The sequence below is a fragment of the Streptomyces sp. NPDC104309 genome (assembly GCF_055584025.1).
In genome coordinates this window covers 21,051-44,020 of record NZ_JBVJMV010000025.1, presented here as the reverse complement: position 1 = coordinate 44,020, position 22,970 = coordinate 21,051, and the positions used below count along the sequence as shown (strand labels likewise).

Below are 22,970 nucleotides of genomic sequence, written 5' to 3'. Positions count from 1 at the left end.
AGAGAATCGGGTCAGAGCTGGTGATGGGGGCCTCCGATCGTGATGGCGGGCGCGTACACGCGCGTCGAGTCGGGCTCCGCGACCGCGGCCCCGTCCCAAGTCTGTACCCAGGCGTGCAGGCGCACCGGGTCGGCGGCGACACCATGGCACCAGGTGACGGCGAGCCGCCGGGTGGCGAGGAGAAAGACAGCGGCAGCGGACTCCTCCAAACAGGCCGCACGTCCCGGGAAACGCCATCCGGCCCGGCGCACGGCCTGGACGGCCTGGAACGTGGTGGCGGGGCGGAGGCAAGTTGACGCGGCGAACCGCACGGCACTGGTGATGCGATGCATGGTGCCCGGTGCCGGCCCTGCCCGCTTGACCGCGAGCACCGCTGCCAGGGAAGACGAGGCGGTGAGGGAAGGACTGCGGGGCGGTCGGGCCAGACCGGCGGGGTGCTCTGTGCTGCCCCAGCTCGCTTCGGGTGCGGGTGCATCCGCAGGGAGTGTCCACGGAGTAGCTGTCGTGGTGGGCGTCAGGAGCCCGGCGGCAAGAAATCGGCGCGCGGCGGTGGGCGGTATTGGGGCCAGGTGTCCGGTTGCGGCTGCCGCTCGCCACCATGCCGAGGCTTCGGGGAGCAGACAATGGACCCGACTGGTGCGGTAGTTGATCAGGACCAGGACATGACCGAAGTCCACAGCGCGGACGTGGTCGGGTGCGGTGGCGTGAGAAGGGAGATCGGTCACGGGGCGCTCCGCAAGGGCTGGGAGGTCCAGGCCGGGGCGGGTTCCCGGTGGTGTGCGACGAGCCATGCCTCGGTGGTCAGTACTTGCTCAAGTGTGGCGAGCGGCTCGGGAATTCCGGCGGCGGCCTGGCGCAGGTGACTTCTCAGGCGTCGGGGGTCGATGAGTCCGAGCCCGGCGAGGTATCCATCCGCCAGTGCCGACAGGTCGTCCAGGTTGGTGCGCATTCCCGCGTAGTGGTCCGTATCGAAGCTGCCCTTCGTGGTGCGGGCGGCCACTTCGGGCGGCAGCAGATCCCCGACAGTACGGACAAGGAGCGGCTTGTATGCGTGAACGGCCGGTCGGTGCTCCAGCGGGTTGGTGAGCACTGCGTTCACCACAGTGGGGTCCAGGAAGGGATTGTGGAGATCGAGGCCACAGCTCACTGCGAGTTCCACATCGGCTGCTGCCGTGCGGGCCACCTCCCGGATCTCATCCACGAGGGTCCGCACGGATGCGTCGAGACAAGCCAGCTGATCGGGGCACTCAGCCGCTTGCCGGGCGGCCTCGGTGACGTGTCTGACGGCATCCGGTTCAGCCCAGTCGGGAAGGGGCAGCAGCGGAAACCAGCGCACGTTGCCCCGGTTGCCGGCCTCTCGCCCGGCCAGATGCTCGGCGATGCTGGAGAGGGCTTCGCGGCGAGGTGTGCGCGCCATGGCGACGGCATCTCGCAGGAGCGGCGTCACGGAGACGCGACGCAAGCGCGCCCAGCCGAACGCTTCGCTTGTCGCGCGTCCGAGGTGTCGGTGGCGAATGAGATCGGCGAGGTGTGCAGGAGGCTGGAAGAGCACGCTGTCCCCGCCATCGCCGGTCAGGTGGGTCCGTGTGCCGAGGTGGTCACGCATCCATCGGAACTGCCCGCGCAGCCTGGCCTGGGTCAAGGTCGATGGGGCGGGCTCGTCGGTGGGCGGCGCAGCGGTGATGAGCGTGTAGGGCAGGTGCCGGGCTCCCAGGGGGAGCGGGTGGTGCACGATCTGGCCGCCGGACGCGGCAGCGGTCAGCCGGGCGTAGCGGAGATCGGCTCCGCCCTGGTTGCCTTCAGGGTGGATGGTGACAGCGTTCAGCCGGTGCGGGGCAGGCAGAGCGTGGGCGGCGAGGACGGCGACGGTGGTGGAGTCCAGGCCGCCGGACAGGTCGCTGGACAGCGTCGGATCGGCCCTGGCCCGCAGCGCGACGGATTCCGCGAGGGCGAGCCGCAGACGCCGATGGGCGAGCTGTGACGCCTCGGGATCGGGCCGCCACAGGTTGATGCGGCGGCGAACGGCACCGATACGCGGCAGCTCCGTACGGCAGCCCGGCGTCACCTGTTCCACATTCGTGAAGTAGCTGCGTCCGGCGATCAACGCCGGGACCGACGGAGTCAAGGTCGCGCAAGCCAGCCGCTGCGGATCCGGGCCAGAACCGGCGAGAGCGGCGAGCAGCCGGGCGGAGGTGCACCATGCCCAGCCCGACCGCCAGGGCATGGAGTACAGGGGGAAGGCTGACACCGGGTCGGTGTGCAGTACGACGTTGTCGGCGTTCTCCTCAACGACCGCGTAGTTCCCCGGCCAGCGCCAAGTCGCGTTGGTGGGGACAGGGCGATGGACCAGGGCGGACAAATGCGCGTCGGTGGCGCCGCACCAACCGAGGAGAAGCACTCGGCGCGTGCCGTCGTCGGCGGTCAGCGTGCGGACAGGGGTAGTACCGAGCCGCCATACGGACGACGTCGGGGCGATCAGTTCTGCACCGAGAGGTAAGGGGCATTCGTTCCCCGTCGTGCTGAAGCCGCCGAGGGCCACGGATTTCCTCCAGAGGTGGGTGGGGCAGGTGGTGCGGGCTGGGCATGCCGGGCCCGCACCACCATGTCCGCCGGACCGGTCAGCAGTTGTAGGCGCGGCGCTTGTCCTCGCTGTGGCCACTGCCCTGGCCCTCGGTCAGCACGGCGGCGTCGCCGATCTCGACCAGCGCGGCCTCCTCCTCAACGCCCTCGGTGGGCTTGTTCCGGGTGTTCTCGGTGGCGATCAGCTTGCGCATCGACTTTTCTCCTTCTCCAGAGGGAAGTGATCGGACGGGTTCCGCTGTTGCCGCGAGGCGTCAGCGGCCCGAGTCAGGCCGTCCGTGCCTTGGCGGCGTAGCGGGCGACGTGCCCGGAGCTCTTGGCAAGCAGCCGGAGTCTGAAGGCAGGGTCCAGGCTCCGACCTTCAGCTGTGCTGCGGGCGGACCCCACTGTGTGCAGCGCGATGCTCCGCGCCCGGCTGAGGTCGGGGGAGCGGGACGTGTGCGGCGGCGTCGATCGCTGATGTGAGGACGCAGTCGAAGTACGTCGTCGGCGATCGGTCCGGCGCACTGCCTCGGGACGGTCGCTCGGGCGGCACCTCGCCGCTCACGGCTGCTGTCCGTGCCGCTGAACTCGGGAGGCGTACCGCATCAGGTGGTAGGCCGCCTTGCCCAGCAGTCGGAGCATGGCGGCAGGGTTGCCGTCCTGGTCGCGGAGCAGACCACGGGCGTGGTCCACGGTGGCGGTCGCGATGTCCCGGGCCCGGGAGTCGGCCAGGCCCTTCGCGTACTCCTCGGCCGGGTCGGCGAGCAGTCCGATGTGGGAGCGGAGCCGCTTGCGCACCTCGTCGGCAGCCGGCCCGGTCGGTCGCCCCTGTGCGAGTGCGAGTGCCAGGTCCACGTCCCGGCCCATGTCGGTCCAGGTCGGGGATGCTTCGGGCATGGCGCTCATCGCTCAGTGCTTTCGTTGTCGCTCCGGCTGCGTTCGATCTCCTCGTCCTTGCCCGGCAGCAGCCCGGTGCGAGCCAGGAAGGTGTTCCAGCCGCGCTGGGCCCGCGCGAGCAACTCAGCGGACGGGTGGCCGCCGGGCAGGTTCGTGCCGGGGGTGTGGGCGAGAGACGGGTCGCGCTCTGGACGATCGGTCATCGAGGTCTCCGGTGGCCGGGATGCGGTGGACGACCGCCTCCGGGCCCGTCGGGGGACGGCAGGCCCGGAAGCGGCACAGGGGAATCACGCAGTCGGGAAGCGGGAAGCACAAGGCGGATCAGGTTTTCCTCAGCCCTGAGCGGCTGTCATCAGTGAACCTTCAAACCGCTGCCAGGAGTACGGTGTTGGCTACTCACAGTGGTTTATGCGGTTTACCGCCTGGAGGAGACGTCATGGCATCCGTGCGTGAACCCAACGCAGCATTGGCCCATGCGATCGCCGAAGCGGGTATGACCAATGAGGCGTTGGCCCATGCCGTGCGACGCGTGGCAGCGGAGAACGGCGAAACCATCCAGACGAACAAGTCCACTGTGACCCACTGGGTTCGTTACGGTGTGCGGCCGTCCGGCGGCGTCGGACGGTACTTGGTCGAAGCGCTCTCGCGCCGCCTGGGACGCACCGTCACCCTCGGAGAGATCGGGCTGCCCGAACCCACCCACGATCCGCTGGACTGGCGTACGGATGCGCTGAGCGCCCTGGCCCTCTCGGGAGGACCGACACCGTGGACATGGACCGCAGGCAGGCATTGGGGAGCGCGGCCTACTCGCTCGCTGCCCTCGCCCTGCCTCCCGATGCCTGGTGGACGCGCATGGCCGATCGGGGCAACGAACGGCGGATCTCGGGGCGCTTTGTCGGGCTGGGCGATCTCCAGGCCGCTCGCGACATGACGGCCCTGTTCTCCACCATGGACCAGCGACACGGTGGGGGCCACGCGCGTACGGCCGTGGTCCGTTACCTCAGCACTGAAGTCGCCGGCTACCTCAACGGCACCTTCGCTGACGATGGCGTACGGCGCAGCATGTTCTCCACCGCGGCGGAACTTGCTTATCTCTCTGGGTGGATGGCATTCGACAACGGCGAACACCCCACTGCCCAGAGGCACTTCACCGTCGCGGTGAAGCTCGCTGCCGAAGCCGATGACGCTTCCATGGCCGCACACGTGATCAGAGCGATGGCGCACCAGGCGAACGACCTCGGCCACCCCAAGTCCGCTCTGGACCTCGCAGCCGCGTCCGCCGACGGCAGGCGGTACGCAGAGGCCGGCCCGCGCGAGCGCGCCCTCCTCGGAGTCGTCCACGCTCGCGCTCTCGCCTCCACCGGCGCAAACCGGGCTGCCGCGCAGGCACTGCTCCGAGCCGAGGACGACCTCTCCGCCGCCACGCAGGGGAACGACGAGCCGAGCCGTGTGTTCTTCTTCCAGGAAGCTTCCCTGGCCCATGAAACCGCATTGGCACTTCGAGACATAGGGGATCTGGCCGCCGCCGAGCAGCAGCTCCGCCGGTCCGTCCGCACCCGCAAAGCAGAGAAGTTCGCCCGAACTCATGCCGTGACTCTCGGCTACCTCGGCGACATCCAGGCACGCCGGCACCGCACCGAAGAGGCCTGCGCGACGTGGTCCGCGTCCCTGGATGCCATGGCCGGCGTCCGGTCCGCACGCACCCGCAAGGCTGCCTCCGACATGCGAGCCACTCTCTCCCCGCTGCGCAGGCGTGGCATCCGATCCGTCACCACCGTGCACACTCGGGCCACGGCGTACCTGGCCGCCACAGCCTGACTCCGAAAGGAACCTGATGGCAGAGAAGTTCGAGGTCGAGGCTCTGGGCCACGTCGTCGGAGGCCGCACCGAGCCGACCGACGACTACTGGGGCGGCACTCGCGCGATCATTCGCCTGGACAGCCGTTTTCCCGTGGAGGCCACGAAGGGGCTGGAAGAGTTCTCCCACCTCGACGTGGTCTTTCGCTTCCATCTGACCGACCCCACCGACCTCCCCCTCGGTGTCCGCCGCCCCCGGGACAACCCCGACTGGCCTGAAGTCGGCTTCGTCGGCCACCGCAACATGCGCCGCCTCAACTGGCTCGGCGTCTCCCGCTGCCGCCTGGTAGAGGTGGACGGCCTTGACCTCCACGTCGAGGACCTCGACGCCGTGGACGGCACCCCGGTCATCGAAGTGAAGCCCTGGTTCGAGGAGATGGGCCCCCGGGGCGAGGTCCGACAGCCCCGGTGGGTCACCGACATGCTCGGCAGCTACTACGCCCCCACCAGGGGCTGACTGCCGCGCACCGGCCTCGGGCGCCCTGCGTGTGTCCGAGGCCCTGCCGGTCGACGTCCCGGTCAAGCACGGATGTCGGCGACACCATCCGGGGCGATCTCATGCGCGATCACGGCTCCGGGTTCGGGCACGACGGGGAGCCGCTTGTCCTCGAAGCGAGCCTTGGCGTACCCGATCGCCTCGTCCTGTCGAGTGGCGCTGCCGGAGTACAGCAGGGGCGTGTGAAGCTGGTACTTGCCCCCGCCTGGTCTTGTTGCACCTGGGGAGTCGGGTGATGAAGCCCAACGAGACCACGACATGCATGGGCTCGGTCTGATCCTCGAACACATCTTCCATGGGATCAGTTGCCGACATTCTGTGCGGACCCCTCTTCCTGATCGTGACGTCCACGTCTTCGCCGGGGCGGATGACCCTCTTGGCCTCTTCCGCGAGCTTCCCAAGGCTCCGAGGCACTCGTACCCGGCGTCGGCGTACCGCGTCCCGGCGCGCACTGACCATGTACATACCCCCGGCGTGGTGGGCCGACGACGGTGGGGCACCGCGCGGTTGGTCGGCGCGAGGGCGCACACCGCTCAACGGCCCCGAGGGACCCGGACCCCGATGGTCGCGACGAGCAGTGCCAGCCCCGCCGCGCACATCGGTACGGCATAGCCGGTCACCTGCCCCGTGTGCTCCACCATCCAGCCGCCGGTCGCCGATCCCACCGCGATCCCGCCCAGCAGCGCGGTCACGGCCAGGGTCATGCCCTCGTTCAACTGGCCCTCGGGGGTGAGGCGTTGTATCAGCGTCATCCCGGTGACCATGGTGGGGGCCGTGGCGGCACCGGCCAGCAGCAGCGCGCCCGCGAGGACGAGCAGCGAATCGGTCGAGGAGGCGGCGAGCAGCGGCAGGGACATCAGCGCCGTCATGCCCGCCAGGCAGCCCAGCAGCCGGCGCCGGATGTCCACAGCCGGGCGCAGCGATCCGTACCACAGCCCCGCCACACACGACCCGGCCGCCTGGAGGGCCAGAATCGCGCCCCCGGCGTGGGCGATCGTGACGACCTCCATCGCACCGAAGACCGCTCCCGTGGCGAGGAAGGCGGCGAGCAGGGCCGGCATGCCGGGGGCTCGGAGCGGGGAACCCGCCTGGGTGCGGGGTGCCACCGGCGGTTCGGTGGCGCGCTGGGCGGCGAAGATCAGCACGCCGGTCATCAGCAGGATCGCCCCGACGAGTGTTCCGGCCTCCGGGAAGAGCGCCGCGCACAGCAGGGCGGCGAGGGCCGGGCCGAGCATGAAGCAGAGTTCGTCGACGGCCTGCTCGAAGGAGTTCGCGGTGTGCAGAGCGGCCGGATCACCCCGGTGCAGATGGGCCCAGCGGGCACGGGACATCCCGCCGGTGTTGGGGGTGGTGGCGGTCGCGGCGTAGGAGGCGAAGAGCGTCCAGCCCGGGGCGCCGTGGTGCACGCAGAGCAGCAGGGCGAGCGAGCCGAGAACGGCGATCGCGGTGGCGGGCACGGCGACCCTGGCCTGCCCGTACCGGTCGACGAGCCGGGCCGTCCAGGGTGCGACCACCGCCGTCGCGGCGAGGCCGGTCGCGGTGACGGCACCGGCCAGGGCGTAGGAGCCGCGCGACCCGGCGATCATGATCACCGCGCTGACGCTGAACATGCCCATGGGTACCCGGGCGAGAAGATTACCGGCGGTGAACGCACGCGCGCCCGGGGTGGCGAGCAGTCTGCGGTACGGATTGGTGGACGCGGGCCGGGCGGGGGCGGTCGCGCGCGGGGCGATGACCAGCAGATCTCCGGAGACGGCGAGCAAGGGGGCGGTCGGCGGGGTTCTCTCGTACGGCATGGCTCAACCTTCGGGGCGCGCGGCCCGCACGGTCCAACACCTTCTCCGTACCGATTGACGCACTTGTGTTGTAAATTCTCGATGTGGCCTCCTCCGCTGCCGATCCGGGCGCCCCTACGCATCCCCATACCGACCCCCGGCTGCTGCGTGCCTTCGTCGCCGTGGCCGAGGAACTGCACTTCACCCGCGCCGCGACCCGGCTCTACGTCGCCCAGCAGGCGCTGAGCCGGGACATCCGCCGACTGGAACGCGAACTGGGTGCGGAACTGTTCGTACGGACCACCCGGCAGGTCTCCCTCACTGCCGACGGCGAACGACTCCTCCCGTACGCCCGGAGGGTGCTGGAGGCGCACGCCGATCTTGCCGAGGCCTTCACCGACCCCGCGGCCCGGCCGCTCTTCGTCGACCTCAACACCGACGGCATGACGGCCGCCCGGGTCCTCGCCCGCGCGCGGGAACTGGCTCCGGGGTGCGAGTTGATGGCGCGCTTCGAGAGCGGGCTCACCTGGGCCGCGGCGGAGATCCTCGCCGGTCGGCTCGATGTCTCCTTCGGCCGGGCCGCCGGACTCGACCCCGGGATCCGGGCCCGGCTCGGCGTACAGCCGGTGAGGTACGAGCCGATGGCCGTTCTGCTCCCCGTAGGGCACCGCCTCGCCGCGCACGAGGCCGTCGCGCTGGACGACCTGGCCGGTGAGACCGTCTACGCGGGCGCCGGGAACCCGCGCACCACGGAGTGGACGGACCTCGCCCGGCTGCTCTTCGCCGAGTGGGGCATCGAACTGGCACCACCCGTACCGCTCGCGATCGGCGCGGCCGAATTCCAACGGGTCACGGCCAAGTCGGGGTACCCGGTGCTGTGCATGGTCGACTTTCCGCCGTTGCCGGGCACCGTGATGCGCCCGCTGGTCCGGCCCGTACCGCTCTCCCCGCTCCTGCTCGTCTGGCGCAAGGGGCTGCGTCACCCCGGCCTGGACGCCCTGCGCGAAGCCGCGGCCCGACTGGGCTCCGAGGAGGGCTGGATGGTGCGGCCCGGCGGGAGTTGGCTGCCGGAGCCCGACGCGTCGCTCATGGCGGGGCCCGCCTGATCCAGACGTCCGGGAGGCGGAGCGGAAGGACGGATCGCGGAAGGGCGGATCGCGGAAGGGCGGATCGCGGAAGCGGTCCGGGTGGCGACGGGGCGGAGGCCGGAGCGGCGGGGCGCGCGGGGCGGCGGGGGACGGGGCGCGGCGACGCGGGTTCGGGGCGGCGGGGGACGGTATACCTTCGCCGGACCGCACTCGGCCGGTGCCCGCGCCCGCCTCGGGCCTCTCGTTCGGATCGTGCCGGGCTCGCGAGCCCCGGCTCGGCCGCATCGCGGCGCGAGCGAGGTGCGATCACGACCGTCCGATGTCCTACGACGTAACGGGCGGGAAATACGGGTGAACCAGGTCTGTCACGCACCGTTGGCAGGCTCGGCCCTCGGCATCATCGGGCAGCAGCGGGACGAGAGCCGGGTAGACCACATGCACGAGGACGAACAGCACGGGCCGCTCACGGGCTTCACGGTCGGGGTCACCGCCGCACGCCGCGCGGAGGAGTTCGGCGCACTGCTGGAGCGGCGGGGAGCGGCCGTCCTGTACGCGCCCGCCCTGCGGATCGTGCCGCTCGCCGACGACGGCGAACTCCTCGCCGTCACCCGCCGAATCGTCGAATCCGCGCCCGATGTGGTCGTCACCACCACTGCGGTCGGCTTCCGGGGCTGGATCGAGGCCGCCGACGGCTGGGGTCTCGACGGCCGACTGCTGGAGGCCCTGCGCGGCGCCGAACTGCTGGCCCGTGGTCCCAAGGTCAAGGGCGCCGTCCGGGCCGCCGGGCTGACCGAGGCGTGGTCCCCCGCCTCGGAGTCCATGGCGGAGGTGCTGGACCGGCTCCTGGACGAGGGTGTCGAAGGCCGCCGCGTCGCCCTCCAACTGCACGGCGAACCTCTTTCCGGCTTCATCGAGCGGCTCCGCGCGGCGGGGGCCGAGGTCGTCGCCGTACCCGTCTACCGCTGGGTGGACCCCGAGGACATGGCCCCGCTCGACCGGCTGCTCGACATCACCCTGGCCCGGGGCCTGGACGCCCTCACCTTCACCAGCGCTCCCGCCGCCGCCTCGCTGCTCGGCCGGGCGGAGAAGCGCGGGCTGCTCCCGGAGCTCCTGGGCGCGCTGCGGGACGACGTTCTCGTGGCCTGTGTCGGACCGGTCACCGCCCTGCCGCTGCGGGCCCGGGGGATCGACACCGTCCAGCCGGAGCGCTTCCGGCTGGCGCCGCTCGTCCAGCTGCTGTGCCATGAGCTCCCCGCCGGAGTCCGTGCGTTGCCGGTCGCCGGACACCGGGTCGAGATCCGCGGTCACGCCGTGATCGTCGACGGCGAACCGCGCCCGGTGCCGCCCGCCGGAATGGCCCTGCTCCATGCCCTGGCCCGCCGGCCGGGCTGGGTGGTGGCCCGCGCCGATCTGCTGCGCGCACTGCCCGGCAGCGGCACCGACGAACACGCGGTGGAGACGGCCATGGCGAGGCTGCGTACGGCGCTGGGCGAGCCCCGGCTCGTCCAGACGGTCGTCAAACGCGGTTACCGGCTGGCGCTGGACCCGGTGGAGGACAGCGAGTACACGGGTTCCTGAGGACGTCGCGGATTCCGGCGTGCCGTCAGGAACAGGGCACGCAGGAGAAGAGCGAGAGCGGCGGTGCACAGGACGGCCCGGACGGCGTTCCAGGCCACCCAGGCGCCCTCGAATCTCTCGCGCACGGCTGCGGGGTCGGCGATCCGCGCCGGATTCCCGGCGTGTGCGAGGGCGTTGTTCAGCGGGACATTGACGCCCGAGGTGAGCAGGAAGGCGACGGCGTACACGGCCAGGGCGGCGAAGACCCACAGGCGCGGACCGGGGGACCGGCGCTGCTGCCAGGCGGCGACCGCCATGAGGACCAGCGCCCCGAAGAATCCGGCGAAGAAGACCGGATTCTCGATGACGTCGTTGATGTTCTGCATGACCTCGATGAAGGTCCGGTCGTCGCTGCGCCCGAGGGCCGGCATCACCGCGCAGGAGAACACGTAGAACGTGCCCGCGACCAGGCCGGTGGCGACGGCGGCACCACCGAGCACGAGGTGCTGCGGGGCGCGGGAGGGGCGCATGGGCCGAGTGGTTGTCATGTCTCCCAGTGAAGTGGCGGGGACGGTCCCGCTCCATGGCTCAGGCGCGCAGCTCCATACGCGGGCGTCCAGGAGCGCACGGCACCCGGGCGTTGTCAGTGCGGCTTGCTAGAACGGTCGCAGGCACGCAACGACGACCGGAGGGGGCCCTGTGGGTACCTGGGGCAGTGGGAATTTCGACGACGACACGGCGGCGGATCATCTGTCGGACCTCACCGGGCGGCTCGTCTCCCAGATCGAGGAGGCGATGGCCGGCGACCCGGTCGGCCTGGAGCCCGACGACTACTGGGGCGTCGCCGTGCCGTGCAACGTCGAGCTGCTGTGTCTGATCGCCGAGCAGCACTACGTCGGTGCCACGGTGCCCGGGGCGGCGGTGGTCGAGGGCTGGAAGAGGACCTTCATGGACGTGTGGGAACGGACCATCGACGGTCTCGAACCCCAACCGGAGTACAAGGAGAAGAGGCGGGCGGAGTTGATCCGCACCTTCGACCGCCTGGCGGCCCTGTCCGCGCGGCGGGCGGCGTGAACGGGTGACGAGACCGGACAGGGACGGCGTGTTGAGGCCGGGATAGTGTGAAGGGATGATCGACGTCACCCACCGGCTCGACGCGCAGGTGCGGCTCCGTCCCGCCACCCCGGCCGACGCCGCCTCCCTCGCCGTGTCCCTGATCCGCAGTCGCGACCACATGAGTCGCTGGGAGCCCGTGCGGCCCGACGCCTTCTACACCGAGCAGGGACAGCGGGAACGGCTGGCCGGAATGCTCGCGGACCGTGACGCGGGGCGGGCGATGCCGTGGGTGCTCGCCGACGAACAGGACCGTGCGGTGGGCGGGTTCAACCTCACCGGCATCGCGCTCGGGCCGTTCCGCAGCGGAGTTCTCGGCTACTGGGTCGATGTCGAGCACGCGGGCCGCGGCCTGGCCACGGCCGCCGTGGAGCGGGTCTGCGAGCTGGCCGGGGACGGTCTGCGGCTGCACCGGATCGAGGCCGGGACGGCGCTGGACAACAAGGCCTCGCAGCGGGTGCTCGCCAAGTGCGGCTTCGAGGAGTACGGCATGGCCCCGCGCTATCTGCACATCAACGGCGAGTGGCGTGACCACCGGATGTTCCAGCGGATTCTGCACGACGATCCGCCGCTGATGGGCTGACGGCCCCGGACGGACTGATGGTGGTCCTCGAACGGTGGCCGGGTCGTCGTCCTCGAACGGTGCGCGGGCCGACCGGCGCAGTCGGTCCCGGACGGGCCGAGCGATGTCCTCGAACCGCGGGCGAGCGGGTCGACCGGCGCCGTCGATCCCCGGACGGGCTTCGTTCCGCCGGGCGGGGGTGAGAGCCGAGCCCGCCCGACGACGGGATGGAACGGAACGGCTACCCGACGTGCCCGGTGCGCAGCCGCACATGCCGGTGCCCGTCCAGCGGCCACGGCGGCCGCGCCGGAAGAACCTCCGCGAAGCCGTAACCGCTCTTCTCCGCGACCCGGCAGGACGCAGCGTTGTCCACCCGATGCAGCAGGTCCAGCCGCGTGAGCCCGTCCCCGGCGAACGCCTCGAACGCCCAGTCGGTGAGCGCCCCGAGCGCTCGCGGGGCGACCCCGCGCCCGCGCGCCCGTGCCGCCGTCCAGTAGCCGACCTCCGCGCCGACGGAGCCCGGTGCGGGGTACTTGAGCGCTACATTGCCGACCAGCTCGTCGTCGAGATCGCGATCGATCACCGCGAAACTGAAGCGGCTGCCGGATTCGCGGCCCTCCTGCTGCACCCGCAGCCAGCGCCGCGCCTCCGCCTCGTCCGTGACCGGCATGAGCAGCTGGGCGCGCATCACGGGATCGCGGTACGCCTCGATCAGGGCCGCCATGTCCTCCGGCAGCCAGGCCCGGAGCAGGAGTGGCCCGGCCTCCGGAGCGGCGGTACGGGGGTCGTTGTCCATCGGGACACCGTACGGGCCCCCGTCGGCGCGGACCCGTGTGGCGGCAGGGGTTCCGGGGTGGACGCCTGAGGGGCACCCTGGGGGAGACCCCGATCGGAGACCCCGAGGCGGTGACCTACGCATGGCGGCGGGCAAGAGCTCGTACGACTGGCGGTTCGACTCCGGGCGCCCCTGCCTGGACCTGGTGGCAACAGGAATCGGTACCTCCGGCGCCTGCGAACTGCTCGACGGCGCCGAGCGGCTCGCCGACTGGCTGGTGGCCGCCGGACTCGTGCCGAGCGGCACCCACCTCGGCGCGGTGGACGACACCTGGGTGGTGCGCTTTCGGCAGTTGAGGGCCGGCGTGGAGCGCCTGCTGACCGCCGAGCTCGGTGGCCACAGAGCCGAGAGCGCCCTGGAACAGGTCAACGCGCTCGCCGCAGCCGCGCCGCCGGGGCTGCGGGCCGTACGGGGCGGGAGCGGCACGCTGGTACGCACCCTGAGCACCGATCCCGACTGCGGGGCGCTGCTGGCCGCTGTGGCCCGCGACGTCGTGGAGCTGTTGACCGACCCGGTGGCCCGAGCCGGACTGCGCCGCTGCGAGGCCGACAACTGCCGTCGGCTCTACCTGGACACCTCGCGGGGGCGCCGACGCCGTTGGTGCTCCAGCGAGGTGTGCGGAAACCGGGAGCGGGTGGCCCGCCACCGGCGCAGGGCGGCCGCGGCGGGCACGGACGCGGGTACGTCCGGGGGCGTGAGCAGGCCGACGGGCGCGGGTACGTCCGGGGACGCGGGTACGGGCGCGGGTACGTCCGGGGGCGTGGGCAGGCCGACGGGCGCGGGTACGGCCGGGCGCGCGGGCACGGAGGCTGTCACTCCTGCGGCCCCGGACGCGGGGGCCGATGCCTGATCGAAACCCCCGCGAGTCATTTCGATACGCGCGGCAGGTGCGCGGCGGGCCCGCCTTCGCATAGGGTTGACGGCTGCCCAATGCACGTCAGAAGGGGGCCTCGGTGGCCGCGCAGGATGCCGCTGTCGATTCGTTGCGGGACCGGGAAATCGGTGTCGAGCAGGAACATCTCGACCGTGTTTACGACCGTCTCGAAGAGAAGATCCACGAGGCGGAATTTCTCATGGACGACGCCGCCAAGCGCGGCCATGTCGGTACCCCGGGTGCGCTCGCCGAGCGCGACGCCCAGGTGTTCCGGGCCGGGATCCACCTCAACCGGCTGAACAGCGAGTTCGAGGACTTCCTCTTCGGGAGGATCGACCTGTTGCTCGGCAAGGACGGTGAGCTCGGCCCGGACGGCGCGTACACCTCCGTCGAGCCGGCCGACGACGCCGTACGCGAGGACAATTCCGCCGACATCGCCGAGACGCTGCACATCGGCCGCATCGGGGTCCTCGACTCCGACTACGCGCCGCTGGTCATCGACTGGCGCGCACCGGCCGCCGCGCCGTTCTACCGGTCGACGCCGAAGGAACCGGGCAGGGTGGTACGCCGCAGGGTCATCCGTTCCAAGGGCCGCAGGGTCCTCGGGGTCGAGGACGACCTGATGCGCCCCGAGCTGACCGCCCACCTGGGCGGCGACAAGCTCCCCGTCATCGGCGACGGCGCCCTGATGGCGGCGCTCGGCCAGGCCCGCAGCCACACGATGCGGGACATCGTCTCCTCCATCCAGGCGGAGCAGGACCTGGTGATCCGGGCACCCGCCGCCTCCGTCACCGAGGTCTCCGGCGGTCCGGGCACCGGCAAGACCGCCGTCGCCCTGCACCGTGCCGCCTACCTCCTCTACCAGGACCGGCGGCGGTACGCGGGCGGCATCCTCGTCGTCTCGCCGACCCCGCTCCTGGTCGCGTACACCGAGGGCGTGCTGCCCTCGCTGGGCGAGGAGGGGCAGGTGGCGATCCGCGCGGTCGGCTCGCTCTCCGACGAGGCGGCCGGCGTCGAGGGCGCCACCACGTACGACGAACCCGCCGTCGCCCGGATCAAGGGCTCCTCCCGGATGCTCCAGGTGCTGCGCAAGGCGGCACGCGGGGCGCTGGAACAGCCCGGCACCGCTCGCAAGGCTCCGGAGCGGGAGGGCCAGCTGTCCTTCGGCGACGAAGCCGAGGAAACCGAGGGCACCGACCGGACCCCGGGCACCCCGACCCGGCTGCGGGTCGTCGCGTTCGGTGCCCGTGTCGAGCTGAACGCCGACGAACTGCACCGCATCCGGCAGTCGGTGCTCGGCGGCACCGCCCCGGTCAACCTGTTGCGCCCGCGCGCCCGCAGAATGCTCCTGGACGCCCTGTGGAACAGGTCCTCCGGCCGGGGCCGCTACAGCGACCCCGAACTGGCCGCCGAGCTGCGCTCCTCCTTCGACGAGGACGTCTCCACCGAGACCCCGTTCCTCGACTTCCTGAACGCCTGGTGGCCCGAACTCACCCCGCGCGGGGTGCTCGTCGCGATGGCCGACGAGAAGCGGCTCGGCCGCTGGGCGCGCCGGGTCCTCAACCAGGGTGAGGTGCGCCGCCTCGCCCGCTCGCTGAAGCGGCTCGACAGCGAGGGGAACGGCCCGCTCTCCGTGCACGACGTGGCGATCCTCGACGAGCTGCAGACGCTGCTGGGCACCCCGTACCGGCCGAAGAAGAAGCGCGAGTTCGACCCGCTGGACCAGCTCTCCGGTCTGGAGGAGCTGATGCCGCAGCGCGAGGAGACCCAGCGCGAGCGGGCCGAGCGACTGGCCGCGGAGCGTACGGAGTACGCGCACGTCATCGTCGACGAGGCGCAGGACCTCACGCCCATGCAGTGGCGCATGGTCGGCCGCCGCGGCCGGCACGCGACCTGGACGATCGTCGGAGACCCGGCGCAGTCCTCCTGGTCCGATCCGGACGAGGCCGCGAGCGCGCGCGACGAGGCGCTCGGCAACCGCCCGCGCCGCCGCTTCACCCTCACGGTCAACTACCGCAACCCGGCGGAGATCGCCGAGCTGGCCTCGAAGGTCCTGGCGCTGGCGATGCCCGGCATGGAGTCACCGGCCGCGGTCCGCTCCACGGGCGTGAAGCCGCGCTTCGAGACCGTACGGGACGGCGATCTGGCCGCCTCGGTGCGCGAGGAGGCGCGGCGGCTGCTGGCCGAGGTGGACGGCACCGTGGGCGTGGTCGTCGCGATGAACCGCCGGGCCCAGGCCCGCGACTGGCTCGCCGAACTCGGCGAGCGGGTGGTGGCGCTGGGCAGCCTGGAGGCGAAGGGCCTGGAGTACGACGCCACGGTGGTCGTCTCGCCCGCGGAGATCGCGGACGAGTCCCCGGCCGGCCTGCGGGTGCTGTACGTGGCGCTGACGCGTGCGACGCAGCAGCTCACGGTGGTCTCGGGGAAGCGGGACCTGCCGGACGAGGACGGTGTCCCGGACCTGCTGAGGGACTGACGAGGCCGCCGCCCCGCACCCGCCGAGGGGCTGGGCGAGCGGGCGCGGGCACCGCCGGGCGGGCGGATTTCCGAACCGACCCGTACTCCGGGAATCACTTCCGCGGGGTCTTTGTTAGCCTGGTGTCGGCACCGGCTCGATCCAAGCCCCCGGGCCCAACCTTCGTCGCTTCGAGCGACCACTTGCCGCGAGGCGAGCATGGCGGGTCGGTGCCGCTTGACCAAGAAGACAGACCCGCGTCACCTTCCGGTGGCGCGGGTCTGTTCTCGTTCACGGGTCTGTTCTCGTGACCGGGTCTGTTCTCGTTCACGGACCCGGCCGGGTCCGCGGAGGCGCTCGGGCCGGACATGTTTGGGGCTTCCACTGAAGCGGTTGTTTCTCGTATGGTGGAAACTACTTTCCGAAACGTGGCAGTCATTACCGGCTACCGGCCAGTAGGTGCGACGATCGGGGAGCGCGTCCGAGGCGAGCGCCCCGGCCGCGCGGCAAAGAAGCTAAGAAAGCGAAGGACTCGGCCATGGCAACGGCGCCCAGCGTCTCGTACTCGATGACGGTCAGGCTGGAGGTGCCCGCGAGCGGCACAGCGGTCTCCCAGCTCACCACGGCCGTGGAGTCCTCCGGCGGTTCGGTCACCGGCCTCGACGTGACCGCCTCCGGCCACGAGAAGCTGCGGATCGACGTCACCATCGCCGCCACCTCCACCGCGCACGCCGACGAGATCGTCGAGAACCTGCGCGGCATCGAGGGCGTCGTGCTGGGGAAGGTCTCCGACCGTACGTTCCTGATGCACCTCGGCGGCAAGATCGAGATGGCGTCCAAGCACCCCATCCGCAACCGTGACGACCTCTCGATGATCTACACCCCGGGTGTGGCCCGGGTCTGCATGGCGATCGCCGAGAATCCCGAGGACGCCCGCCGTCTCACCATCAAGCGCAACTCCGTCGCAGTCGTGACGGACGGTTCCGCGGTGCTCGGCCTCGGCAACATCGGTCCGATGGCGGCCCTCCCGGTGATGGAGGGCAAGGCGGCCCTCTTCAAGCGCTTCGCCGGCATCGACGCCTGGCCGATCTGCCTGGACACCCAGGACACCGACGCCATCGTCGAGATCGTCAAGGCGATGGCCCCCGGCTTCGCGGGCATCAACCTGGAGGACATCTCGGCCCCCCGCTGCTTCGAGATCGAGGCGCGGCTGCGCGAGGCCCTGGACATCCCCGTCTTCCACGACGACCAGCACGGCACCGCGATCGTGGTCCTGGCCGCGCTGACCAACGCGCTGCGCGTGGTGGGCAAGGGAATCGGGGACGTACGCGTCGTCATGTCCGGCGCCGGAGCGGCCGGTACGGCCATCCTGAAGCTCCTCATCGCCGCGGGCGTCAAGCACGCCGTCGTCGCCGACATCCACGGTGTGGTGCACGCCGGCCGCGAGGACCTGGTCTCCGCCGACGCCGACTCGCCGCTGCGCTGGATCGCCGACAACACCAACCCCGAGTCCGTCACGGGCACCCTCAAGCAGGCCGTCGTGGGCGCCGACGTCTTCATCGGCGTCTCCGCCCCGAACGTCCTGGACGGCACCGATGTCGCCGCCATGGCCGACGGTGCGATCGTGTTCGCGCTCGCGAACCCGGACCCCGAGGTGGATCCGGCAATCGCGCGTCAGACGGCGGCAGTTGTCGCCACCGGCCGCTCCGACTTCCCGAACCAGATCAACAACGTGCTGGTCTTCCCGGGTGTCTTCCGCGGCCTGCTGGACGCCCAGTCCCGCACCGTCAACACCGAGATGATGCTCGCCGCCGCGGGTGCCCTCGCCGACGTCGTCGCCGAGGACGAGCTGAACGCGAACTACATCATCCCGTCGGTCTTCAACGACAAGGTCGCCGGAGCGGTCGCCGGTGCCGTCCGGGACGCCGCGAAGGCGGCGGGTGGCACCCTGACGGGTGCGGGGGAGCTCGGCTGACGCCGACCGTCCGCAGAACCCGCCGCGGCCCCTGCCGGCGTCCGGCCGCGGCCGCGGCACTCCACGTCGGCCCTGCGTACGGCGCGTCGCGGGTCGCGGCGCCCCAAACGCCCCTTTAGGGTGGGCGGGCGGCGCGTCCCGCAGAGCCCCGCATCCGCTGCGGACCGCTTTCGGGGAGTCGACGGAACGTCACCACGATGAGGCAGTGGTGCTTTTCGTGTGACTCCGGAGGGTGCCGGATTGGCTTTCCCGCCGCAGGTGGGGGCAGGATGCGTAATCGGGCGCGAGGGTCTGACGACAGACCCGGGTCCGGGGACTGTCCGAGGGCCCTGGCAGCATCGGCTTCGATCTCACGCCTCACAGGCAAGAAGAACACGGGAGTAACAACATGAACCGCAGTGAGCTGGTGGCCGCCCTGGCCGACCGCGCCGAGGTGACTCGCAAGGACGCCGACGCCGTGCTGGCCGCGCTCGCCGAGACCGTCGGTGAGATCGTCGCCAAGGGCGACGAGAAGGTCACCATCCCCGGCTTCCTGACCTTCGAGCGCACCCACCGTGCCGCTCGCACCGCTCGTAACCCGCAGACCGGCGACCCGATCAACATCCCGGCCGGCTACAGCGTGAAGGTCTCCGCGGGCTCCAAGCTCAAGGAAGCCGCCAAGGGCAAGTAAGCCCCACAGGCGCGACGAAGGGCGGTCACCCGACCAGGGTGACCGCCCTTCCGTGTACCGGCCCGAGAGGGCCCTTTCCGGGCCTCTGCCGCCAACGTGGACCCGGAGGGACGAACCCGGACCCTCCGGGAACGGGAAACGGGGGCCCGGGGCGGTGCCCCGAACCCCCGTCAGCAGCCGTCGGCCGCCGGGTCTCAGACCAGCGCCCCGCCGGGCAGCTCCACCTTCGCGCCCAGCTTCTCCAGCTTGTCCATGAAGTTCTCGTAGCCGCGGTTGATCAGGTCGATGCCGTGCACCCGCGAGGTGCCCTGTGCCGCCAGCGCGGCGATCAGGTACGAGAACCCGCCGCGCAGGTCCGGGATGACCAGGTCCGCGCCCTGCAGCCTCGTCGGCCCGGACACGACCGCGGAGTGCAGGAAGTTGCGCTGGCCGAATCGGCAGTCGGAGCCGCCCAGGCACTCGCGGTAGAGCTGGATGTGTGCGCCCATCTGGTTGAGCGCGGAGGTGAAGCCGAGCCGGGACTCGTACACCGTCTCGTGGACGATGGACAGGCCCGAGGCCTGCGTCAGGGCCACGACCAGCGGCTGCTGCCAGTCGGTCTGGAAACCGGGGTGCACGTCCGTCTCCAGGGCGATGGCGTTCAGCGCGCTGCCCGGGTGCCAGAAACGGATGCCCTCGTCGTCGATCTCGAACGCGCCGCCGACCCGGCGGAAGGTGTTCAGGAAGGTCATCATCGAGCGCTGCTGTGCGCCCCGTACGTAGATGTTTCCCTCGGTGGCCAGCGCCGCGGACGCCCAGGAGGCCGCCTCCAGGCGGTCCGGGATCGCGCGGTGCGTATAGCCGTCCAGCCGGTCGACACCGGTGATCCGGATCGTCCGGTCGGTGTCCATCGAGATGATCGCGCCCATCTTCTGCAGTACGCAGATGAGGTCCTCGATCTCCGGCTCCACGGCCGCGTTGGACAGTTCGGTGACGCCCTCGGCGAGCACGGCCGTCAGCAGCACCTGCTCGGTGGAGCCCACCGACGGGTACGGCAGCCGGATCTTCGTGCCGCGCAGTCGCTGCGGGGCCTCCAGGTACTGGCCGTCCGCGCGCTTCTCGATGGTCGCGCCGAACTGCCGCAGCACGTCGAAGTGGAAGTCGATCGGCCGGCCGCCGATGTCGCAGCCGCCGAGCCCCGGGATGAACGCGTGGCCCAGCCGGTGCAGCAGCGGGCCGCAGAAGAGGATCGGGATGCGCGACGAGCCCGCGTGGGCATCGATGTCGGCGACGTTGGCGCTCTCGACATAGGTCGGGTCAAGGATCAGTTCGCCCGGTTCGTCACCCGGCCGGACCGTCACACCGTGCAGCTGCAACAGCCCCCGCACCACCCGCACGTCGCGGATGTCAGGCACATTGCGCAGCCGGCTGGGCCCGCTGCCGAGCAGCGCGGCGACCATTGCCTTCGGCACCAGGTTCTTGGCGCCTCTGACGCGGATCTCGCCCTCCAGCGGGGTTCCGCCGTGGACAAGCAGGACATCGTCTGTGCCGGTCATGAATCTCGCGTTCCGGAGTGGTCGGGCAGGGGGCCAAACGAAAGGGTAATGGCCCGTGCCCCCCCTTCCGTAAGAGGTCGGGGTGTGTGCGAACGTCATGAATCCGCCACAACACGCTCTGCTTCCCGACTCTTGCGGAGGGTTACCGTCCGCAACGCCCCCGGGCCCATGTGCTCCCCATGCCTCCGTGCGCCCTGAGCTGCGCTCGGGCCCGTTCGGTGACCTGGCGGCCCACTTGGCCCCCGCGAGGAGCGAAGATGCGGGATCATTTCTGCCATGACCGAGGTGTCCTCGCTCACAGGGCGACTGCTTGTGGCCACACCCGCGCTCGCGGACCCGAATTTCGACCGCGCGGTGGTGCTGCTCCTCGACCACGACGAGGAGGGCTCGCTCGGCGTGGTCCTGAACCGCCCGACCCCGGTCGGCGTCGGTGACATCCTCACGTCCTGGGCCGGCCTGACCGGAGAACCGGACGTCGTCTTCCAGGGTGGCCCGGTCTCGCTCGACTCGGCGCTCGGGGTGGCCGTCATCCCCGGCGACGAGGGCCCGCCACCGCGCTCCCGTCCCCGCCCGAACAGGGAGGACCCCCTCGGCTTCCGCCGGGTGTACGGGGCGATCGGCCTGATCGACCTGGAGGCGCCGCCGGAGCTGCTGGCCGCGGCGCTCGGCTCGCTGCGGATCTTCGCCGGGTACGCCGGCTGGGGCCCCGGGCAACTGGAGACGGAGCTGACCGAGGGGGCCTGGTACGTCGTCGAGTCCGAGCCCGGGGACGTTTCCTCCCCGCGCCCGGAACACCTCTGGCGGGCGGTCCTGCGCCGCCAGCGCAGCGAACTGGCGATGATCGCCACGTACCCCGACGACCCGTCGCTGAACTGAAGCTCCGGGCTTTCAGTACCCTTGGCGGTTATGAGCACTCTTGAGCCCGAGCGCGGGGCAGGTACGGGGACCCTCGTAGAGCCGACGCCGCAGGTGTCGAACGGCGACGGCGACCACGAGCGCTACGCCCATTACGTTCAGAAGGACAAGATCATGGCGAGCGCCCTGGAGGGCACTCCCGTGGTCGCACTGTGCGGGAAGGTCTGGGTACCGGGGCGCGACCCCAAGAAGTATCCGGTCTGTCCCATGTGCAAGGAGATCTACGAGTCCATGGGCGCCGGCGGCGACAAGGACAAGGGCAAGGGCGGCAAGGACAAGAAGTAGTCCTGGGCCGTTCGGCCGCCATTGCTTCGGGCCCCCGGGGTGCGCGTTGACGCACGCCCCGGGGGCCTTTCGCGTTGCACGGGCCGCACCCGCGGGTCACAGAGTGGTTGAGACCACTTGTCGGCGTCCGCACGCGCACCTACTCTCCTGCCAGTTGTGCAGAACGAAACGAGAGTTGCGTATGTTGCAACGCCTACCGGTAGGGGTTCCGGATGAAGCTGTCTGCCCGAATTGCCGTTCCGGTCGCGGCGCTTGTGCTGGCGGGTCTCACCGCCACCGCCTGCGCGCCGCAGACCTCCGACACCGGAGCCAAGGGGGACGAGAAGACCGGCACGTTGCGGGTCTGGCTGTTCCAGGAGGTCGGCAACAAGCCGAAGAAGCAGGTCGTCGCCGCGGCGGTCGCCGACTTCGAGAAGGCGCACAAGGGCGCGAAGGCCGAGGTCGAGTACATCCCGGTCGACACCCGCGCCCAGCGGATCAAGGCGGCGTTCAACGACCCGAAGAGCGCCCCGGACCTCATCGAGTACGGCAACACGGACACCGCCGGATACGTCAAGGACGGCGGACTCGCCGACATCGGCGCGGAGTTCGCCGCCTGGGACGAGGCCAAGGACACCGACCCGACCGCCAGGCAGTCCGTCACGGTCGGCGGCAGGATCTACGGGGCCCCGCTCTTCGTCGGCGTCCGCGCGCTGTACTACCGCACCGACATCTTCGAGGACTTGGGGATCGAGGCGCCCAAGTCCCAGGCCGAGCTGATCTCCACCGCGAAGAAGATCCACAAGAAGAAGCCGGATCTGTACGGACTGGCGGTCGGTGGCGCGTACACGTACGGTGCGATGCCGTTCATCTGGGCCAACGGCGGCGAACTGGCCGACGACAACGGCGGTACGTACCAGGCGGCCATCAACAGCGACCGGGCCCGCAAGGGCATCGCGGCGTACACCTCGCTCTTCGGCGACGACAACTGCCCGGCCGCCACGTGTGCGTCCATGGGCGGCAACGCCACCGTCACCGCGTTCGCCTCCGGCAAGGCCGCCATGGCGATCGGCGGTGACTTCAGCCACGCGGCCGTCGAGGCCGGTTCGGTGAAGGGCGCGTACGCGGTGGTGCCGCTGCCCGGTGTCGTCGAGGGCTCCATCGCCCCCGCGTTCGCGGGCGGGAACAACATCGGCGTACTGAGGAGCAGCACGCACCGCACCCTCGCCGTGGACCTGATGAAGTCCCTGACCGGCAAGGAGACCCAGACGAAGATGTTCGACGCGATGGGCTTCCTGCCGACGTACACGGACGTGCGGGCGACGGTCGCGAAGAAGGAGCCGTTCGTCGAGCCGTTCGTCAGGACGCTCGGCGCGGGCGCGAAGTTCGTCCCGGCCTCGCCCGGCTGGGCTCAGATCGACGCCTCGCTGGTCCTGCCGACGATGCTCCAGGAGATTGTCAGCGGCCGCAAGGACGTGGCGAAGGCCTCGGACGACGCGGCGAAGAAGATGGACGCCGCGTTCGCCGACGCGGGCTGACG

21 protein-coding genes and 1 pseudogene are annotated in these 22,970 nt (G+C 71.0%); 13 read left to right on the top strand and 9 right to left on the bottom strand.

Annotated features, from left to right (window positions below; all coding sequences use genetic code 11):
* Window positions 1-11: 11 nt before the first annotated feature.
* From ACZ68L_RS30210 to ACZ68L_RS30190, 5 genes are all read right to left on the bottom strand, one after another.
* Window positions 12-725 carry a lasso peptide biosynthesis B2 protein gene (locus ACZ68L_RS30210; protein ID WP_469582943.1) on the bottom strand — a complete coding sequence of 238 codons (714 nt, stop codon included), beginning with the start codon at window positions 723-725 and terminating at the stop codon, window positions 12-14.
* Window positions 722-2,539: an albusnodin/ikarugamycin family macrolactam cyclase gene (locus ACZ68L_RS30205; RefSeq protein ID WP_469582940.1), complete on the bottom strand. Its 1,818-nt coding sequence runs from the start codon at window positions 2,537-2,539 to the stop codon at window positions 722-724. Before ACZ68L_RS30205 ends, ACZ68L_RS30210 begins: the two co-directional genes overlap by 4 nt.
* 79 nt (window positions 2,540-2,618) lie before the next feature.
* Entirely contained in the window at window positions 2,619-2,774 is a 156-nt protein-coding gene (locus ACZ68L_RS30200; protein ID WP_469582937.1) for an albusnodin family lasso peptide, read from the bottom strand.
* Between the two features lie 349 nt (window positions 2,775-3,123).
* Window positions 3,124-3,459: a DUF6415 family natural product biosynthesis protein gene (locus ACZ68L_RS30195; protein WP_469582935.1), complete on the bottom strand. Its 336-nt coding sequence runs from the start codon at window positions 3,457-3,459 to the stop codon at window positions 3,124-3,126.
* A 5-nt stretch (window positions 3,460-3,464) separates the two neighbouring features.
* Window positions 3,465-3,662: a hypothetical protein gene (locus tag ACZ68L_RS30190; RefSeq protein WP_469582932.1), complete on the bottom strand. Its 198-nt coding sequence runs from the start codon at window positions 3,660-3,662 to the stop codon at window positions 3,465-3,467.
* A gap of 568 nt (window positions 3,663-4,230) precedes the next feature.
* Here ACZ68L_RS30190 and ACZ68L_RS30185 point away from each other — a divergent pair.
* Together ACZ68L_RS30185 and ACZ68L_RS30180 are read left to right on the top strand one after the other, a co-directional pair.
* Entirely contained in the window at window positions 4,231-5,277 is a 1,047-nt protein-coding gene (locus tag ACZ68L_RS30185) for a Tat pathway signal protein (protein WP_469582930.1), read from the top strand.
* Window positions 5,278-5,293: 16 nt separating this feature from the next.
* Window positions 5,294-5,773 carry a TrmO family methyltransferase domain-containing protein gene (locus ACZ68L_RS30180; RefSeq protein ID WP_469582927.1) on the top strand — a complete coding sequence of 160 codons (480 nt, stop codon included), beginning with the start codon at window positions 5,294-5,296 and terminating at the stop codon, window positions 5,771-5,773.
* Between the two features lie 572 nt (window positions 5,774-6,345).
* Here ACZ68L_RS30180 and ACZ68L_RS30175 read toward each other — a convergent pair.
* Window positions 6,346-7,608: an MFS transporter gene (locus ACZ68L_RS30175; protein ID WP_469582925.1), complete on the bottom strand. Its 1,263-nt coding sequence runs from the start codon at window positions 7,606-7,608 to the stop codon at window positions 6,346-6,348.
* Between the two features lie 83 nt (window positions 7,609-7,691).
* On the opposite strand from ACZ68L_RS30175, the gene ACZ68L_RS30170 reads away from it, so the two are divergent.
* Entirely contained in the window at window positions 7,692-8,693 is a 1,002-nt protein-coding gene (locus ACZ68L_RS30170; protein ID WP_469582921.1) for a LysR family transcriptional regulator, read from the top strand.
* A 417-nt stretch (window positions 8,694-9,110) separates the two neighbouring features.
* On the top strand, window positions 9,111-10,253 hold the full coding sequence (locus ACZ68L_RS30165) for a uroporphyrinogen-III synthase (RefSeq protein WP_469583097.1): 1,143 nt from the start codon (window positions 9,111-9,113) through the stop codon (window positions 10,251-10,253).
* Here the strand turns inward: ACZ68L_RS30165 and ACZ68L_RS30160 are convergent.
* Window positions 10,202-10,780, bottom strand: a complete 579-nt coding sequence (locus ACZ68L_RS30160; protein ID WP_469582918.1) for an anthrone oxygenase family protein — start codon at window positions 10,778-10,780, stop codon at window positions 10,202-10,204. The two genes, ACZ68L_RS30165 and ACZ68L_RS30160, sit on opposite strands and share 52 nt — an antisense overlap.
* Before the next feature lie 151 nt (window positions 10,781-10,931).
* Here ACZ68L_RS30160 and ACZ68L_RS30155 point away from each other — a divergent pair, with 151 nt between their 5' ends.
* A complete protein-coding gene (locus ACZ68L_RS30155) occupies window positions 10,932-11,306 on the top strand; it encodes a DUF4259 domain-containing protein (protein WP_469582915.1) in 375 nt (124 codons plus the stop codon).
* A gap of 55 nt (window positions 11,307-11,361) precedes the next feature.
* Window positions 11,362-11,928 (top strand): GNAT family N-acetyltransferase, encoded by a 567-nt coding sequence (locus ACZ68L_RS30150; protein ID WP_469582913.1) that lies wholly within the window; start codon window positions 11,362-11,364, stop codon window positions 11,926-11,928.
* A 220-nt stretch (window positions 11,929-12,148) separates the two neighbouring features.
* On the opposite strand, the gene ACZ68L_RS30145 is transcribed toward ACZ68L_RS30150, so the two are convergent.
* Entirely contained in the window at window positions 12,149-12,703 is a 555-nt protein-coding gene (locus ACZ68L_RS30145) for a GNAT family N-acetyltransferase (RefSeq protein ID WP_469582912.1), read from the bottom strand.
* 121 nt (window positions 12,704-12,824) lie between these two features.
* Here ACZ68L_RS30145 and ACZ68L_RS30140 point away from each other — a divergent pair.
* From ACZ68L_RS30140 to ACZ68L_RS30125, 4 genes and pseudogenes are all read left to right on the top strand, one after another.
* Window positions 12,825-13,424, top strand: a pseudogene (locus ACZ68L_RS30140) (CGNR zinc finger domain-containing protein); the annotation flags it as partial.
* 271 nt (window positions 13,425-13,695) lie between these two features.
* A complete protein-coding gene (locus ACZ68L_RS30135) occupies window positions 13,696-16,092 on the top strand; it encodes a HelD family protein (RefSeq protein WP_469582910.1) in 2,397 nt (798 codons plus the stop codon).
* Between the two features lie 517 nt (window positions 16,093-16,609).
* Entirely contained in the window at window positions 16,610-18,046 is a 1,437-nt protein-coding gene (locus ACZ68L_RS30130; RefSeq protein WP_469582909.1) for an NAD-dependent malic enzyme, read from the top strand.
* 388 nt (window positions 18,047-18,434) lie between these two features.
* Entirely contained in the window at window positions 18,435-18,716 is a 282-nt protein-coding gene (locus ACZ68L_RS30125) for an HU family DNA-binding protein (RefSeq protein ID WP_003968811.1), read from the top strand.
* Window positions 18,717-18,910: 194 nt separating this feature from the next.
* Here the strand turns inward: ACZ68L_RS30125 and murA are convergent, their stop codons facing one another.
* A complete protein-coding gene (gene murA / locus ACZ68L_RS30120) occupies window positions 18,911-20,251 on the bottom strand; it encodes a UDP-N-acetylglucosamine 1-carboxyvinyltransferase (protein ID WP_469582906.1) in 1,341 nt (446 codons plus the stop codon).
* A gap of 276 nt (window positions 20,252-20,527) precedes the next feature.
* Between murA and ACZ68L_RS30115 the strand changes: the two genes are divergently transcribed.
* The 3 genes from ACZ68L_RS30115 (at window position 20,528) to ACZ68L_RS30105 (ending at window position 22,968) form a co-directional block, all read left to right on the top strand.
* On the top strand, window positions 20,528-21,127 hold the full coding sequence (locus ACZ68L_RS30115) for a YqgE/AlgH family protein (protein ID WP_469582904.1): 600 nt from the start codon (window positions 20,528-20,530) through the stop codon (window positions 21,125-21,127).
* 30 nt (window positions 21,128-21,157) lie between these two features.
* A complete protein-coding gene (locus tag ACZ68L_RS30110; protein ID WP_072484142.1) occupies window positions 21,158-21,451 on the top strand; it encodes a DUF3039 domain-containing protein in 294 nt (97 codons plus the stop codon).
* A 212-nt stretch (window positions 21,452-21,663) separates the two neighbouring features.
* A complete protein-coding gene (locus tag ACZ68L_RS30105) occupies window positions 21,664-22,968 on the top strand; it encodes an extracellular solute-binding protein (protein ID WP_469582898.1) in 1,305 nt (434 codons plus the stop codon).
* The last annotated feature ends 2 nt before the right edge of the window (window positions 22,969-22,970 follow it).

Bases quoted from the DNA above. Each gene is read 5' to 3' on its own strand.
- ACZ68L_RS30200 (WP_469582937.1), bottom strand. From the start codon at position 2,774: ATGCGCAAGCTGATCGCCACCGAGAACACCCGGAACAAGCCCACCGAG.
- ACZ68L_RS30195 (WP_469582935.1), bottom strand. From the start codon at position 3,459: ATGCCCGAAGCATCCCCGACCTGGACCGACATGGGCCGGGACGTGGAC.
- ACZ68L_RS30190 (WP_469582932.1), bottom strand. From the start codon at position 3,662: ATGACCGATCGTCCAGAGCGCGACCCGTCTCTCGCCCACACCCCCGGC.
- ACZ68L_RS30185 (WP_469582930.1), top strand. From the start codon at position 4,231: ATGGACCGCAGGCAGGCATTGGGGAGCGCGGCCTACTCGCTCGCTGCC.
- ACZ68L_RS30180 (WP_469582927.1), top strand. From the start codon at position 5,294: ATGGCAGAGAAGTTCGAGGTCGAGGCTCTGGGCCACGTCGTCGGAGGC.
- ACZ68L_RS30175 (WP_469582925.1), bottom strand. From the start codon at position 7,608: ATGCCGTACGAGAGAACCCCGCCGACCGCCCCCTTGCTCGCCGTCTCC.
- ACZ68L_RS30165 (WP_469583097.1), top strand. From the start codon at position 9,111: ATGCACGAGGACGAACAGCACGGGCCGCTCACGGGCTTCACGGTCGGG.
- ACZ68L_RS30160 (WP_469582918.1), bottom strand. From the start codon at position 10,780: ATGACAACCACTCGGCCCATGCGCCCCTCCCGCGCCCCGCAGCACCTC.
- ACZ68L_RS30150 (WP_469582913.1), top strand. From the start codon at position 11,362: ATGATCGACGTCACCCACCGGCTCGACGCGCAGGTGCGGCTCCGTCCC.
- ACZ68L_RS30145 (WP_469582912.1), bottom strand. From the start codon at position 12,703: ATGGACAACGACCCCCGTACCGCCGCTCCGGAGGCCGGGCCACTCCTG.
- ACZ68L_RS30130 (WP_469582909.1), top strand. From the start codon at position 16,610: ATGGCAACGGCGCCCAGCGTCTCGTACTCGATGACGGTCAGGCTGGAG.
- ACZ68L_RS30125 (WP_003968811.1), top strand. From the start codon at position 18,435: ATGAACCGCAGTGAGCTGGTGGCCGCCCTGGCCGACCGCGCCGAGGTG.
- murA (WP_469582906.1), bottom strand. From the start codon at position 20,251: ATGACCGGCACAGACGATGTCCTGCTTGTCCACGGCGGAACCCCGCTG.
- ACZ68L_RS30115 (WP_469582904.1), top strand. From the start codon at position 20,528: ATGACCGAGGTGTCCTCGCTCACAGGGCGACTGCTTGTGGCCACACCC.
- ACZ68L_RS30110 (WP_072484142.1), top strand. From the start codon at position 21,158: ATGAGCACTCTTGAGCCCGAGCGCGGGGCAGGTACGGGGACCCTCGTA.
- ACZ68L_RS30105 (WP_469582898.1), top strand. From the start codon at position 21,664: ATGAAGCTGTCTGCCCGAATTGCCGTTCCGGTCGCGGCGCTTGTGCTG.